Annotated in this window: 16 protein-coding genes; 10 read left to right on the top strand and 6 right to left on the bottom strand. The window is 73.2% G+C overall.

Features of this window, described 5'->3' with window-relative positions; translation table 11 throughout:
* Positions 1-30: 30 nt before the first annotated feature.
* Genes ACIA8F_RS00250 through ACIA8F_RS00240 form a run of 3 tightly spaced genes read left to right on the top strand, consistent with a single transcriptional unit; the run spans position 31 to position 2,450 of the window.
* The gene (locus tag ACIA8F_RS00250; RefSeq protein WP_399375907.1) at positions 31-255 is read left to right on the top strand and encodes a hypothetical protein; all 225 of its coding nucleotides are present in this window, start codon (positions 31-33) and stop codon (positions 253-255) included.
* A 57-nt stretch (positions 256-312) separates the two neighbouring features.
* Entirely contained in the window at positions 313-972 is a 660-nt protein-coding gene (locus ACIA8F_RS00245) for a GntR family transcriptional regulator (RefSeq protein WP_399375906.1), read from the top strand.
* Positions 969-2,450, top strand: coding sequence for a nitrate/nitrite transporter (locus tag ACIA8F_RS00240; RefSeq protein WP_399375905.1), 1,482 nt, complete (start codon positions 969-971; stop codon positions 2,448-2,450). The genes ACIA8F_RS00245 and ACIA8F_RS00240 overlap by 4 nt, the downstream gene beginning before the upstream one ends.
* Here ACIA8F_RS00240 and ACIA8F_RS00235 read toward each other — a convergent pair.
* Positions 2,445-3,119 carry a helix-turn-helix domain-containing protein gene (locus ACIA8F_RS00235; RefSeq protein WP_399375904.1) on the bottom strand — a complete coding sequence of 225 codons (675 nt, stop codon included), beginning with the start codon at positions 3,117-3,119 and terminating at the stop codon, positions 2,445-2,447. The genes ACIA8F_RS00240 and ACIA8F_RS00235 overlap by 6 nt on opposite strands.
* A gap of 31 nt (positions 3,120-3,150) precedes the next feature.
* On the bottom strand, positions 3,151-3,981 hold the full coding sequence (locus tag ACIA8F_RS00230; RefSeq protein ID WP_399375903.1) for a maleylpyruvate isomerase family mycothiol-dependent enzyme: 831 nt from the start codon (positions 3,979-3,981) through the stop codon (positions 3,151-3,153).
* Between the two features lie 172 nt (positions 3,982-4,153).
* Between ACIA8F_RS00230 and ACIA8F_RS00225 the strand changes: the two genes are divergently transcribed.
* Both ACIA8F_RS00225 and ACIA8F_RS00220 read left to right on the top strand, forming a co-directional pair.
* The gene (locus ACIA8F_RS00225) at positions 4,154-4,933 is read left to right on the top strand and encodes a carbon-nitrogen family hydrolase (RefSeq protein ID WP_399375902.1); all 780 of its coding nucleotides are present in this window, start codon (positions 4,154-4,156) and stop codon (positions 4,931-4,933) included.
* Positions 4,934-4,994: 61 nt separating this feature from the next.
* The gene (locus ACIA8F_RS00220; protein WP_399375901.1) at positions 4,995-5,687 is read left to right on the top strand and encodes a hypothetical protein; all 693 of its coding nucleotides are present in this window, start codon (positions 4,995-4,997) and stop codon (positions 5,685-5,687) included.
* Positions 5,688-5,693: 6 nt separating this feature from the next.
* Here the strand turns inward: ACIA8F_RS00220 and ACIA8F_RS00215 are convergent, their stop codons facing one another.
* A complete protein-coding gene (locus ACIA8F_RS00215) occupies positions 5,694-6,197 on the bottom strand; it encodes an LURP-one-related/scramblase family protein (RefSeq protein WP_399375900.1) in 504 nt (167 codons plus the stop codon).
* Positions 6,198-6,229: 32 nt separating this feature from the next.
* Here ACIA8F_RS00215 and ACIA8F_RS00210 point away from each other — a divergent pair, with 32 nt between their 5' ends.
* Positions 6,230-7,030 carry a hypothetical protein gene (locus tag ACIA8F_RS00210; protein ID WP_399375899.1) on the top strand — a complete coding sequence of 267 codons (801 nt, stop codon included), beginning with the start codon at positions 6,230-6,232 and terminating at the stop codon, positions 7,028-7,030.
* A 12-nt stretch (positions 7,031-7,042) separates the two neighbouring features.
* Here the strand turns inward: ACIA8F_RS00210 and ACIA8F_RS00205 are convergent, their stop codons facing one another.
* Entirely contained in the window at positions 7,043-7,528 is a 486-nt protein-coding gene (locus ACIA8F_RS00205) for an SCO4225 family membrane protein (RefSeq protein ID WP_399375898.1), read from the bottom strand.
* A gap of 297 nt (positions 7,529-7,825) precedes the next feature.
* Between ACIA8F_RS00205 and ACIA8F_RS00200 the strand changes: the two genes are divergently transcribed.
* From ACIA8F_RS00200 to ACIA8F_RS00185, 4 genes are all read left to right on the top strand, one after another.
* Positions 7,826-8,359: a SigE family RNA polymerase sigma factor gene (locus ACIA8F_RS00200; protein WP_399375897.1), complete on the top strand. Its 534-nt coding sequence runs from the start codon at positions 7,826-7,828 to the stop codon at positions 8,357-8,359.
* Complete coding sequence (locus tag ACIA8F_RS00195) at positions 8,356-9,246, top strand: hypothetical protein (protein ID WP_399375896.1); 891 nt, start codon at positions 8,356-8,358, stop codon at positions 9,244-9,246. The genes ACIA8F_RS00200 and ACIA8F_RS00195 overlap by 4 nt, the downstream gene beginning before the upstream one ends.
* 141 nt (positions 9,247-9,387) lie before the next feature.
* On the top strand, positions 9,388-10,275 hold the full coding sequence (locus ACIA8F_RS00190) for a serine hydrolase (protein WP_399375895.1): 888 nt from the start codon (positions 9,388-9,390) through the stop codon (positions 10,273-10,275).
* 32 nt (positions 10,276-10,307) lie between these two features.
* A complete protein-coding gene (locus ACIA8F_RS00185; protein WP_399375894.1) occupies positions 10,308-12,146 on the top strand; it encodes an NHL domain-containing thioredoxin family protein in 1,839 nt (612 codons plus the stop codon).
* Positions 12,147-12,230: 84 nt separating this feature from the next.
* On the opposite strand, the gene ACIA8F_RS00180 is transcribed toward ACIA8F_RS00185, so the two are convergent.
* Both ACIA8F_RS00180 and ACIA8F_RS00175 read right to left on the bottom strand, forming a co-directional pair.
* Positions 12,231-13,529, bottom strand: coding sequence for a M18 family aminopeptidase (locus ACIA8F_RS00180; protein ID WP_399375893.1), 1,299 nt, complete (start codon positions 13,527-13,529; stop codon positions 12,231-12,233).
* 98 nt (positions 13,530-13,627) lie between these two features.
* Positions 13,628-14,368: a hypothetical protein gene (locus ACIA8F_RS00175; protein WP_399375892.1), complete on the bottom strand. Its 741-nt coding sequence runs from the start codon at positions 14,366-14,368 to the stop codon at positions 13,628-13,630.
* Between the last annotated feature and the right edge of the window lie 54 nt (positions 14,369-14,422).

Raw genomic sequence — 14,422 nt, 5'->3', positions numbered from 1 at the left:
CGGTGCGCGCGGCTACGTCTGGACCTGCGGGTGACGGGCGACGCGGACGCCGTCGCGGTGTCGCAGGCCCCGCCGGCCGCCGTCGAGCTGCCGGGGGAGCCGGAGCCGCCGCTGCCGGGGGCGACGGTGGAGCGGGTGTACGTCGTACGGGGGCGGGTGGCGGGCCGGGCCAGGATCCGCTTCGCGCAGGTCCGGCCGCCGTATCCGGAGGAGGCCGCGTACGACGAGTTCGTGCTGGACGTCGTGGTGCGCTGAAGGTCCACATCGTGGACGGGCTCCGAGTTGCACCTCTGTTGTATCTATGCTGTGCGCATGCCATCCGCCAGTACCGCCGGTACCACCGTGACCGCTGCCGAACGCGTCTACCGACACGTCAAGCAGGCCGTGCTCGACCGCCGCTACGAGGGCGGGGTGCTGCTGACCGAAGGGGAACTCGCGGTCGCCGTCGGGGTATCGCGCACACCGGTCCGCGAAGCACTGCTGCGGCTGGAGACCGAGGGGCTGCTGAAGCTCTACCCGAAGAAGGGCGCGCTCGTCCTCGCGGTCTCCGCCCAGGAGATCGCCGACGTGATCGAGACCCGGCTGCTGGTGGAGGAGTACACCGTCCGCCGGGCCGTGCCCGCCCCGGCCGGGCTGCTGGAACGGCTCGCGGAACTGGTCGAGGAGCAGCGCCGGCTCGGCGACGCGGGCGAGCTCGGGGCGATGATGGCCGTCGACCGCGCCTTCCACGCGGAGATCGTGCGCAGCGCCGGCAACCAGATCCTCGGCCGCCTCTACGACCAACTGCGCGACCGCCAGCTCCGCATGGGCGTGGCCCTGCTGCACGCCCACCCCGAACGGGTGGAGCGGACGCTGGCAGAGCACCGGGAGATCCTCGACGCCCTGCGCGCGGGCGACGCCGACACGGCCGCCGCGGCCGTACGGGCGCACGTGAGCCGGATCGGGGAACTGGTGCGGGGGTCCGGCCGATGAGCTCCGCGTCCGCCGCCGTTCCGGCTCCCGCCGTTCCCGCTCACGCCGTTCCCGCGCACGCCGTTCCCGCGCACGCCGTTTTCAAGGACCCGCCGGGCGGCCGCAAGGCGGTGCTCGTCTGGTCGATCGGCGTCGCCGTCTACTTCGTGGCGGTCATCTTCCGCACCAGCCTCGGCGTGGCCGGGCTGGAGGCCGCCGACCGCTTCCACGTGAACGCCTCGGCCCTGTCCACCTTCTCCCTGCTCCAGCTGCTGGTCTACGCGGGCATGCAGATACCCGTCGGCCTGATGGTGGACCGGCTCGGCACCAAGAAGGTGCTCACCCTCGGCGCCGTGCTCTTCACCGCCGGCCAGATCGGCTTCGCGCTGTCCCCCTCCTACGGGATGGCCCTGGCGGCCCGCGCCCTGCTGGGCTGCGGGGACGCCATGACCTTCATCTCCGTGCTGCGCCTCGGCACCCGCTGGTTCCCGGCCCGCCGGGGCCCGCTGATGGCGCAGCTGGCCGGCCTGGTGGGGATGGCCGGCAACCTGATCTCCACGCTGGTGCTGGCCCCCGTACTGCACGGGGTCGGCTGGGTGCCGGCCTTCGCGGGCAGCGCGGTGGCGGGGCTGATCGTCCTGGTCCCGCTCGTGCTGTTCCTGCGCGACCACCCGGAGGGCCACGAGCCCGCACCGCGGGCCGCCGCCGGGCCGGGCTCCGGGGCGGGGGGCTTCGTCCGGCGCCAGATCGCCGACTCCTGGAAGGAGCCCGGCACCAGGCTCGGGCTGTGGGTGCACTTCACGACGCAGTTCCCGGCGATGGTGTTCCTGCTGCTGTGGGGCATGCCGTTCCTCGTCGAGGCCCAGGGGCTCTCGCGGACCACCGCGGGCGGGCTGCTCACGCTGGTGGTCGCCTCGAACATGGCGCTCGGGCTGGTCTACGGCCAGATCGTCGGCCGCCGGCAGTCCTCCCGGATCCCGCTCGCCCTCGGCACGGTCGCCCTCACCGCCCTCCTCTGGGGCTCGGTCCTGGCCTACCCCGGGGACCACGCGCCGATGTGGCTGCTGATCGCGCTCTGCCTGGTCCTGGGCACCTGCGGCCCGGCGTCGATGATCGGCTTCGACTTCGCCCGGCCCGCCAACCCGGCGGAACGTCAGGGCACCGCCTCCGGCATCACCAACATGGGCGGTTTCCTCGCCTCGATGACGACCCTGCTGGTGGTGGGCCTGCTCCTCGACGCCACCGGGGACAACTACCGCATCGCGTTCTCCTCGGTCTTCTTCCTGGAACTCCTCGGCATCGCCCAGATCCTGCGGCTGCGCGGCCGAGCCCTGGCCCGCGAACGCGAGCGGGTCCCCGCGGGCGCGGCGAGCGCCGCGAGCGCCGGCCCCCGCACCGGGGAGGACGGGCCGGGGCGGGACAGACCCCCGTCCTTTCCCGCCTGTCCGTCCGTCGACTCCGCGGAGTCGGGTTCCGGCCAACGCGTGCCGAGCCTATGAGGGCTCCGCGCGGCCGCGTGTGCGCTGCGTGCAGGGACCGTTGACAATCCACGCAACGGGCCGGTCGGCGGGCCGGGCCGTGCGTGCGTCCGCGGGACCCGCCGACGCCACCGCCGAAGCCACCGCCGTACGGCGGAACTCGCCGGGGCCGGTCCCGTACGTCTCGCGGAACAGGCGGCTGAACACCGAGGCGCCGGTGAATCCCCAGCGCAGGGCCACGGCGTGGACGGGGACGGTGAGCCGGCCGGGATCGGCGAGGTCCTCGCGGCAGCGCTCCAGCCTGCGGCGGCGGATCGCGGCCGCCACGGTCTCCCCGCGCTCCCGGAAGAGGAGCTGGAGCCGGCGCAGCGACATGCCGTGCCGGGCGGCGACCACGGACGGGCTCAGCTCGGGATCGCCGAGGTTGTGGCCGATGAAGGTGTCGATCCGGGCCATGAGCGCCCTGGTCCGGTCCTCCCGCGACGGCTCGTCGGCGGCGCCGGGCCGCCCGGCGAGGCAGGCGGCGGCCAGGTCGTGGGCGACGGCGCCGAGCTGCTCCAGCTCGGCGGGCGTGCACTCCTGCCCGTGCACGGCCAGGGAGCGCAGGTACCGCGCGAGGATCGCCCCCGTCCCCCGGTCGGCGGGGATCCGCTCGGCGAGCACCCGGTCCATCGGGCCGGATGGGTCCATCGGGCCGGAGGGGTCCATCGGGCCGGACCGGTCACGGGGTCACGGAGAAGTGGGTCAGGATCGCCTCGGCCAACGCCGGGTCACCCTCCACCTTCACCCGGTCGGCGACGGTGTGCGCACGCACCCGGCCGGCCGCGAGCCGCACGTACGTCTCCCAGTCCAGGGTCAGCGTCACCGCGGGCCCCAGCGAAGGCGCCTTGTCGATGGTGCCGCGGCCCTCCGCGTCGACCCGTACGGTCCGCATGAACTCCAGCGCCCCGTGCACGTCGATGACGACGGCGGAGTTCGCGGGCGCGCCCGCCTTCTTCGCGACCACCTTCGGCAGCCCGGACAGCAGGACGTCCCGGGCCACGTAGGCCCCCGGCGAGTCCCAGTTCCCCGGTACGCCCAGGGCCGCGCGCAGGTCCTGCTCGTGGAGCCAGACGTCGAACGCGCGCAGCCGGAGCGAGTGTTCCAGGGTGGCCGGCTCGCCCAGCGGGCCGCGGATCATCGTGTCCGGTTCCCGCTTCTCGTTCCGCAGCTGCCGGGAGCGGCGGATGATCGTGTACTCCAGCTCGGAGGTCATCTCGGGCGCCGTGTGGTGGCGGCGCACGTCGACCTGCACTTCCATGTACCGGGAGAACTCGTCGACCACGTGCCGCAGGTCCCGCGGCAGGGTGTGGATCGGCCGCGGATCGCCCAGCTGCTCGCACTCGATCCCGATGACGTGGGACACGACATCGCGCACGGACCAGTTCGGGCAGGGCGTCGCCCGGCTCCACTCGCCTTCCGTCAACGGAAGGACCAGCTCGGATATCGCCTCGATGGAGTGGGTCCACGCGTCGGCATAGGGCTGAAGGCTGGGATGCGGATGGACGGTCAACGGGACCCCTCGCGTGCTGTTCATTGGCCTGTTGGGCGCGTTGGCGCATTGGCGCGTTCCGGAAGCTTGTGCAATGGCTTCAAAACTACGCTGCCGGTGAGCACCCCGGCAGTGCTTTCGTGTGACGATCGTAGGCCCGAGTTGACGGCTGGAAAGCCAGGACGGTGGTACTGTGCGCGCTTCTCTGATCCAAATCGCGGTGAATGAGGGGGAGTCGGTGGTTTCCCGCCGCTCCCGGGCCGCCGACCTCGTGCGCGAGCAGTCCGGCGCGGACCTCGTGGTCCTGCCCGAGCTGTGGACCGTTGGGGCCTTCGCCTACGAGCAGTTCGAGACAGAGGCCGAGCCGCTGGACGGCCCGACCTACGGGGCCATGGCCGCGGCCGCCCGCGATGCCGGGGTCTGGCTGCACGTCGGTTCCTTCGTAGAGCGCGCGGGCGACGGCTCGCTGTACAACACCGCGCTCGTCCTCTCCCCGGCGGGCGAGCTCGCCGCCACGTACCGCAAGATCCACCGGTTCGGCTTCGACCAGGGCGAGGCCGTCCTGATGTCCGCGGGCGAGTCCCTCACCACGGTGGCCCTGCCGGAGCAGACCCTCGGCCTGGCCACCTGCTACGACCTGCGCTTCCCGGAGCTGTTCCGCGGCCTCATCGACGCCGGGGCGACGACGCTGGTCGTCTCCGCGGGCTGGCCGGCCCGCCGCCGGGGCCACTGGACGCTGCTGAACCGGGCCCGTGCCGTCGAGAACCAGTCGTACGTCCTCGCGTGCGGGACGGCCGGCACCAACGGGGGTGTGGAACAGGCCGGCCACAGCCTGGTCGTGGACCCCTGGGGCGAGGTCCTCGCGGAGGCGGGCCCGGGGGAGGAGGTCCTGACGGTGGACCTCGACCCGAAGAAGGTCGCGGAGACCCGCGAGCAGTTCCCGGCCCTGAAGGACCGCCGCCTCGGCCGCTGACCCGGCCTGCTTTACTCGCCCGGAACCATCGGGAGACGAACGCGGGGGCGGGGTGCGGGCCATGACGGACGTGGAGGAAGCGGCGGAGTCGGCGGAGCCGGCGGAATCCGTGGAGCCGGTGGACCGGGTCCACTGGCTCCAGCGCTCGATGGCCGGCCTCGCCACCCTCCTCATGGCCGCCATGACGGCCTGGGGCGTGACGTCCCCGTTCGGCATGGTCCTGATCCTCCCCTTCCTCGCCGTCGCCCCGACCCCCTTCGTCCGGGACCGCGGGGCCTTCCGGACCCTGTGCCTCGCCCTCGGTGCGTCCGGTCTCCTCCTCGGGACCGTGCTCGTGTCCTTCGGCTTCATCGCGGTGATCCCGTCGGCGGTCGTCCTGCTGCTGGCCGCCACGGCCGATCCGCGCCGCCGCCGGGTCCCCGCCCGGGTGTGCGCCGGTGCGGCCGCGCTCGTGACCGCGGGGGCGCTGGCCTTCGTGGGCTCGCTGGCGTACGAGGTCTGGCTGAGGCCCTCGTACGCCTACTCCGTGGAGATCCCCGGCCCCCGGTACGGCGAGGACGGCCTCGCGCGGGGGGACCTGTGGCGGTACGGCGTGACGGGCATCCACGAGGAGCGCGTCGGTTCCGCGACCCGGCTGGAGGTCACGTACGACGGCAGCCTCACCGGACCCGAGCGCGCCGCCCTGCGCGAGGCCCTGACGGCCATCCCCGGCGCCGGACCGCTCCAGGACTGCGGCCGCGGCGACTGCGACTGACCGGGGCTACTCGTCGCCCGGGCCCTCCCGCTCCTTCTCCGCCATCCGGATCACGCACACGGCGACGGCGATCAGCAGCGAGGCGTCGGCGTCCTCGCGGATCACGTCCACCGCGTACGTCTCGCGGACCCGGTACCACTGGCGGGAGATCAGCGCGAGCAGTTCCCCCTCGTACTCGACCTTGAACTCCCGGTCCAGGATCCGCCCGCTGACATCGAGCTCGGTGCCCTCGTTGAGCGTGACCAGGTAGTGGTTGCGCAGCAGCGAGAAACGCTTCTTCCGGATCACCGCGAGCCGCCGCTCGTCGCGTTCCAGGGTCATCGCGTCGCGCAGGGCGAAGAGCTTCTCCCGCAGCGTGATGAGGAGCCGTCCGTCGGGATCCTTCAGCTCCAGGGTGTCCCGGAAGCGCAGCGCCTTCCCGTCCACGAGGAAGGCGTGCCGGCCGTCCTCGTCCTCGATCCAGTAGTCGTCCCCGATGGCCAGCATTTTGTCCCGTACCAGGTATTTCACGTCCTCATCGCTGCCCGGGATAGGTTCGGGTCATGCCACTCCTCTACGTGACCGACCTGGCGTATCCGGCGCGCGGCCGCCGCTACGGCGACGAGGACGTCTTCCTCACCGCACGCCTGCGCGAGCACTTCCCGCTCGCCCTGTGCCACCCCCTGGACGCGGAGGCCCTCCTCCCGGCCTTCGACACCGTGGTCGTCCGCAACAGCGGCCCGGTCCTCCACCACCAGGAGGCCTACGACTCCTTCCGCGCGGCCGCCCTCGCCGCCGGCACCCGGGTCTACAACCCCCTGACGGGCCGCGGCGACATGGCCGGCAAGCAGTACCTGGTCGACCTGACCGCCTCGGGCCACCCGGTCATCCCGACCGTCGACGACCCGGCGGACCTCGCCCTCCTGCCGCCGTCCCCCTCCTACGCGGTGAAGCCGAAGCAGGGCGCGGACTCGATAGGGCTCACCTTCACCCCGCACCCGGACTGCGCCCCGGGGGAGTTCCTGATCCAGCCGCGCATCGACTTCGCGTACGAGGTGTCCTTCTACTTCGTCGACGACGCCTTCCAGTACGCCCTCTACGCCCCCGACCCGGCCCGCCGCTGGGAGCTGGTCCCCTACGAGGCCACCCCCGAGGACCTGGCCTTCGCCCGGACGTTCATCGGCTGGAACACCCTCACCCACGGCATCCAGCGCGTGGACGCCTGCCGCGCCCCCTCGGGCGAGCTCCTCCTTGTGGAGCTGGAGGACCTCAACCCGTACCTCTCCCTGGACCTCCTCCCGCCCGAGGTCCAGAACGCCTTCGTGACCTCCCTGGTCCGCTCCCTGCACGACTTCGGAGCCTGATCGGCAGGACACCTAGAGCTGCGGACGCCTGGCGGCCTGCTGCCGTGCCGCGTAGCGGAGCAGGGCCCAGATCGCCGTGGCGTTGGCGAGGGCGCTGAACAGGATCGCGCCGTAGAAGCCGAGTTCGGGCCAGATGTCGAGCTTGGGGTCGAAGGACGTGTCCGGTGCCACCCAGTCCGCGGGGGGCGGGCCGGACTCCGGCGCGAACTCCGGGTGCGGCGGCTCGGGGGGCGGCGTGGAGCCTTCGTACACGGGGCCTACGTGGCCGGGGCCCTCGGGCGGCGCCGACCCGTCCAGGGCGTCCGCGGCCGGTCCGACGGCCATCAGCAGCAACAGGCTGACCGGCGCCGTGGCCAGGATCGGCCAGATCCCGAAGAACCCGATGTCCCCGGTCCGGCTGACGACCGCCATGAAGACCAGCAGCGCGACCACCAGTGCCAGGTACGCACCGGGCACCCACATCTCCGCCTTCGACCAGCGCCGCACCGTGACGTTCACCGTTCCCCGCTTCCTGTTCCGCTTCGTTCGTTCTGCTGCCAGTCTCGAAGCCGCCGGGTCCCGCCACCTGAGTACGCCTACTCAACCCGTGCCGCACCGGGTACCTGGTCAGGGCCGTGCAGGGGGAGTGCGCGCGGCACCGGCGGGGGGCGGGAGATAACGCTTGGGTCACGGTCGCCAGGCGCGTGCAGCAGACGGGCGGCGGGCCCCGTCAGTACGTCGGGGGAGCCAAGGGGGCTTCGGGAGGGGTGCCGATGCAGACGGTGCGGATGCGCAAGAGGCACGGGCCGGGTGGCCATGCGGACCGCTGATGTGCCCGCCTTCACGGCCTTCGTGCAGGCACGGTCCTCGGCACTCTTCAGGACCGCCGTGCTGATCACCGGTGAGCGGCACGTCGCCGACGACCTGGTGCAGTCCACGCTGGAGCAGGTGTGCCGGCACTGGCGCAAGGTCCGCTCCGCCGACGCACCGGAGGCCTACGCCCGCCGGATCCTGGTGAACCTCGCGAACGACCGCTGGCGCACGCTGCGCGGACGGGCGGAAGTGCCCCTGGAGGACGGCTTCGGGGGGATCGGGGGCGGGACCGCCGTCGACCCGTACAAAGGGCTCGTGGCCCGCGACGAGCTGATGCGCGGACTGCAGTGCCTGCCGGTCGGGATGCGCACCGTGCTGGTCCTGCGGTACTTCGAGGACCTCGACGACGCGGAGATCGGCCGCTTGATGAACATCTCGGCCGGCTCGGTCCGGTCCCAGGTGGCCCGGGGCCTGTCGAAGCTCCGGTCGACCGTCGGTACACAGGCACTGCGCGCGGGTTCGGAAGGGGCGGCATGAAGGACTTCGACCTGGAGGAGGAGCTGGCCGCGGCCATGCTCGACCGCGCGGACCGGGAACCGCCGCGCGGCTACGACGTGGACGGACTCATCGGGCGGGTGCGGCAGCGCAGGCGCCGCCTGCGGACGGGTGCGGCGGCGGCCGCGGCGATCGTGGCCCTGGGCGCCGGCTTCGCCGTCCAGGAGGGCCGGGACCGCACCGCGCCACCCGCACCGGCGGCGACCGCACCGAGCCCCGAACTGCCTCCCGCCCCTTCCGAGCCCGTGAAGCGGCCCCCGGTCGACCCGGCCCGGGCGACGAACACCCTGTTCCTCTCCGCCCTGCGCTACCAGAACCCCGCCACCCGCTCCCAGGTGGATCCGGCCGAGGTGGCGGCGCTCTTCGCCAACGAGCCCACGTACCGGCGGATCTGGGGCACCGACTCGCTCGGCGTGACCTGCGGCGAGGCGGTCGACGGCGTGCTGGCGGCGGGTCAGGTCCTGCTGTACCGGGGGACCGAACCGCTCGACCGGAGCCCTTCCGTCACCTTCGACGGGACCACGGGGAAAGTGGTCGAGGTGACCTGCACGACGAACGCCTCGGGCGGCAAGGGCGGCGATCCGACGGTCTCCGGCTTCTACGGCGGACTGGTGGCGGCCGCCAAGTCCGGTGACTCCTCGGCACCGGAGACGCTCGGGCAGCAGTACGTGGCCGCGCGGCTCCGCTCCACCCAGGGCCCGACGGCCGGCACCTGCTCCCCCACCGCACCCCCGTTCTGGCTCGCGGACAACCCCTCGTCCGGGACCGTCACCCACGGATGGACCGTGAACCTCGGCGGCGACCTCCCCTCGTCCTTCCCGATCGAGATCGGCGAGGACGAGAAGATCACCCGCTCCTGCGGCGGCTGAGCCGCACCCCTCTCCGCACCCCTCTCCGCACCCCTCTCCACGCCCCGACACACGCCACGGCTCGCTTCGGCATGCCCTGACGCGCCCTGACGCGCCGCGGGGCCATGTCCGCGTGTCCGGACATCCGAAAGCGGGTCCCGCATGAAGCACCGGACGGCCTTGCTCCTCCCCCTGGTCCTGGGCGGCGCCCTGGCGGCCCGCCTCCTGATCCCGACCCCGGGCCTCGCCGAGCCCGCGCCGCCCCGCCCCCTGCCGACGGCGGCAGCCGCGCCGGCCCCCACCGCGCCGGCCCCTTCCCCACCGTCCCCCGACCAGGCCGTGCGCCGCGCCCTCGACGGGCTCGGGCCGCACCACGGCCGGTACGCCCTCGCCGTGGAGGACCTGACCTCGGGCCGCGCGGCCGCCTACGGCCCGTCCACCGAGACCTTCGTCTCCGCGAGCATCATCAAGGTCGACATCCTGGCCGCCCTGCTGCTCCGGACCCAGGACCGCGGCGGCCTCACCCCCGACCAGCGGCGGCTGGCCTCGGCCATGATCCGCGTCAGCGACAACGACGCGGCCCAGGAACTCTGGACGGCCATCGGCAGGCGCCCGGGCCTGGACGCGGCCAACGCCCGGCTCGGCCTCACCCCGGCCCACGCCGGTCAGCAGGGCCCCTGGGGGCTCACCCGCACCACGACCGGCGATCAAATCACCCTCCTGAAGGCCGTGTTCACCGAGAACTCCCCCTTGACCGCCGCCTCCAGGTCCTACGTGCGCACCCTGATGGCCGGCATCGCCGCCGACCAGAACTGGGGCGTCGGCGCCGCGAGGGCCCCCGGCACGCCGCCCGTACTCAAGAACGGCTGGCTCCCGGTCGGAGCGCCCGCACGCTGGGCCGTCAACAGCATCGGCCTCGTCGAGCACGAAGGCCACACGCTCCTGATCGCCGTCCTCACGGACGGCCAGCCCACCCGTGAGACCGGCACCGCCCTCATCGAGCGCGCCGCCGCCACCGCGGCCGCGGCACTGACCCCGCCCACCCCCTGAGGCCCGGTCCGCGAGGATGGCAAGCTTGAAGCATGAACGATGCCGCCCCGGCGCCCACCCCCGCGCCCGCGCCCCGCCGACGTGCCCGTGTCCGTGCCCCCGAGCTGATCGGCAAGGGTGGCTGGCTCAACACCGGCGGGAAGGACCTGACCCTCGCCGACCTGCGAGGACGCATCACGATCCTCGATTTCTGGACCTTCTGCTGTGTGAACTGCCTGCACGTGCTGGACGAGTTGCGGGAGCTGGAGGAGAAGCACCGCGACACCCTCGTGATCGTCGGCGTGCACTCGCCGAAGTTCGTGCACGAGGCCGAGCACTCCGCCGTCGTCGACGCCGTCGAGCGGTACGGGGTGCACCACCCCGTCCTCGACGACCCCGAGCTCGCGACCTGGAAGCAGTACGCCGTCCGCGCCTGGCCCACGCTCGTGGTGATCGACCCCGAGGGGTACGTCGTCGCGCAGCACGCCGGGGAGGGGCACGCGCACGCCCTCGCGAAGCTCGTGGCGGAGCTGGAGGCCGAGCACGAGGCCAAGGGCACGCTGCGGCGCGGGGACGGGCCGTACGTGGCTCCCGAGCCGGTGGCGGGGGACCTGCGGTTCCCCGGGAAGGCGCTCGTGCTGCCCTCCGGGAACCTGCTCGTCTCCGACACGACCCGGCACCAGCTGGTGGAGCTGGACCCCGACGGGGAGAGCGTCGTACGGCGCATCGGTGGCGGGGAGCGCGGCTTCGGGCCGGAGGCGTTCAGCGAGCCGCAGGGGCTGGCGCTGCTGCCCGACGGGTCCGTGGTCGTCGCCGACACCGTCAATCACGCGCTGCGGCGCTTCGACCCCGCGACCGGGGCCGTGGAGACCGTCGCCGGGACCGGGCGGCAGTGGTGGCAGGGGTCTGCGACCTCCGGGCCGGCCCGGGAGGTCGACCTGTCCTCGCCGTGGGACGTGGCCTGGTGGCAGGGCCGGGTGTGGATCGCGATGGCGGGCGTCCACCAGCTGTGGACCTGGGACCCGGAGAGCGACACCGTGGAGGTCGCCGCCGGGACGACCAACGAGGGGCTGCACGACGGGCCGGCCGCCGAGGCCTGGTTCGCCCAGCCGTCGGGGCTGGCCGCCACGCCGGACCGGCTGTGGATCGCCGACTCCGAGACCAGCTCCCTCAGGTACGTCGAGCCGGGCGAGGGCGGCTATGCCATCCGCACGGCCGTCGGGTCCGGCCTGTTCGACTTCGGCCACCGGGACGGGGACGCCGCCCAGGCGCTGCTCCAGCATCCGCTCGGCGTCACCGCGCTGCCCGACGGCTCGGTCGCGGTGTGCGACACGTACAACCACGCCCTGCGCCGCTTCGACCCGTCCACCGGGCAGGTCACCACCCTGGCGACCGACCTGCGCGAGCCGAGCGACGCCGTGCTGGTCGGGGACGACATCGTGGTGGTGGAGTCGGCCCGGCACCGGCTGACCCGGCTGCGGCTTCCGGAGGAAGCCGTACGGGTCGACGCGGTCGCCCACCGCACCAAGCGGGCCGCCACCGAGGTGGCCCCCGGCACGCTCCGGCTCGACATCGTCTTCCAGGCGCCGAGCGGCCAGAAGCTCGACACCCGCTACGGGCCCTCGACCCGGCTGCTGGTCTCCTCGACCCCGCCCGAGCTGCTGACGGCGGGGGAGGGCGCCGGGACCGACCTGTTCCGGGAGCTCGCGCTGAACCCGGAGCTGACCGAGGGCGTCCTGCACGTCTCGGCGATGGCCGCGTCCTGCGACGACGACCCCGAGAACGAGTACCCGGCCTGCCACGTCCACCAGCAGGACTGGGGCGTCCCGCTGACCATCACCGCCGACGGCGCGACCCGGCTGCCCCTGGTGCTGGCGGGCATGGACGACTGAGGGGCCCGAGGTGCGGTGTGACCGTGCCCGCCAGGGGAGTTCCCCCGGCGGGCACGGTCACGACTGCCTGATGACGGCGGCCGCTCAGCTTTCCAGGAACGCCAGCATGACGTTGGCCAGGAGGTACGGGTCGTCGGCGCCGCACAGTTCGCGGGCGCTGTGCATCGACAGGATGGCCACGCCGATGTCGACGGTCTGGATGCCGTGGCGGGCCGCGGTGATCGGGCCGATCGTGGTGCCGCACGGCATGGAGTTGTTGGAGACGAAGGTCTGCCACGGGACGCCGGCGCGCTCGCAGGCGTTCACGAACACCGCGCGCCCGCTGCCGTCGGTGGCGTAGCGCTGGTTGACGTTGACCTTCAGGATCGGGCCGCCGTTGGCGCGCGGGTGGTGCGAGGGGTCGTGCCGCTCCGCGTAGTTGGGGTGCACGGCGTGGCCGGTGTCGGAGGAGAGGCAGATCGCGCCGGCGAAGGCCCGCGCGCGGTCCTCGTAGGTGCCGCCGCGCGAGAAGACTGAACGTTCCAGCACGTTGCCCAGCAGGGGGCCGTCCGCGCCGGTGTCCGACTGCGAGCCGTTCTCCTCGTGGTCGAAGGCGGCCAGCACCGGGATGTGGTCGAGCGTGCCGGCCGTGGAGGCCGCGGCGAGGGCCGCGACGCCCGCGTGGACGGAGAGCAGGTTGTCCATGCGAGGGCCCGCGAGGAGCTCGCGGTCGCGGCCGAGGTAGGCCGGGGGCTCGATCGAATGGACCATCAGGTCCCATCCGGCGACGGAGCCGCGCTCCAGGTCCTCCTCGTCCTCCAGGAAGGCGATCAGGTCGCCCTCGTGGACGTCGCCGAGGCCCCAGATCGGCTGCATGTGCCGCTGCTTGTCCAGCTTGAGCCCGTCGGTGTTCACCGACCGGTCGAGGTGCACGGCGAGTTGGGGTACGCGCATCAGCGCCCGGTCGATGTTGACGAGCCGTTCGGTGCCGTCGAGCAGGGTGAGGCGTCCGGCCAGGCCCAGGTCGCGGTCGAGCCAGGTGTTGAGCAGGGTGCCGCCGTAGATCTCGACGGCGATCTGCCGCCAGCCCTGGGCGCCGGTGTCGGGGAGCGGCTTGACCCGGAGGTTGGGGGAGTCGGTGTGCGCGCCGATGATCCGGAAGGGGGTGTGCGCGGCCGCGCCTTCGGGCACGTACCAGGCGATGATCGCGCCCCCGCGGAGTACGAACTTGCCGCCCGTGCTCGCGTCCCACGCGTCGGTCTCGGCCAACTGCCTGAATCCGGCCTTCTCCAGCCGCTCGGCCGCGTTGGCCACGGCGTGGTACTGCGACGGACTCGCCGCCAGGAAGGTCATCAGGTCGTCGGTGTGGCCGCGGTCGAAGCGGGCGGCGGCGGGAGAGCTCATGTGGGTCACCTTAACGACGGTCGTGTTCGTCATGGCCGGACTGCGGCGGATAGCCGGAGAAGGGGCCGCGGGGGTGTGGCCCGGGCCCCCGGGCTGTGTCAGCCCGACGGACGGTCGAAGCGGCGCTGCAGCTGTCTGCGCTCGCCCCGGCGGATGCGCGGGAGCATCTCCGGGGTCTGCGCGGAGCGCTGCGCGCGCCTCTTGCGTCCGGCGCAGAAGATACAGCCCTCACCGGGAGGTGCGTCGGGGTCGATGGGTGCGCCGGGGTGCTCGGAGCAGCCGGAGGCGTTGCGCGGCCGTGACAGCTCGCGGGCCACGATGAAGGCCCGGTGCAGGTCGTCGGCCATCGCGACGAAGTCGTCGGGGGGCGAGGACAGGCTCAGGTGGAAGCGCCGCTCCTCGACCGTGCGCAGCCGGGTCTGGAGCGCCTGGAGGGTGTACGGGGGGTCCGGTACGGGGTATCCGAGCCGGCGCTGCTCCCCGGCGGGCGGGGCGGCGGACGCGGCCCGGGCGCCCTGGGCGCGCAGTCCGAGGCGGCGCCGGTCGTTGCAGATCAGGCAGCGCCCCCAGCCGTCGGGCGCCTCGGGGTCGAGGGCGCCGTTGGGGTGCTCCGGGCAGCCGGTGTAGCTCTTGGCGGGGGCGAGCCCGGCGGCGGTCTGGAAGGCGGTGTAGAGGGCGTCGGCCACCGATTCGTACTCGGTGGGGTGGGCGCCCTCGTAGAGCTCCTTGAGGTGGTCTCCGAGGCTGCCCACGGCGGACTGCAGCTCCTTGAGGGCATAGGGCCGACCGGTGGGGACCGAGTACCCCCTGCTGCCGCGCTGCTGCTCCTGTGGACTCATACCCACGAGCGTCCCACGAACCACCGACATCCCGGGAACCCCGCAGCCCACAGG

Origin of the sequence: Streptomyces sp. NPDC051563, assembly GCF_044454225.1 — a bacterium.
GTDB lineage: Bacteria > Actinomycetota > Actinomycetes > Streptomycetales > Streptomycetaceae > Streptomyces.
This window is presented reverse-complemented; position numbering and strand designations above follow the sequence as displayed.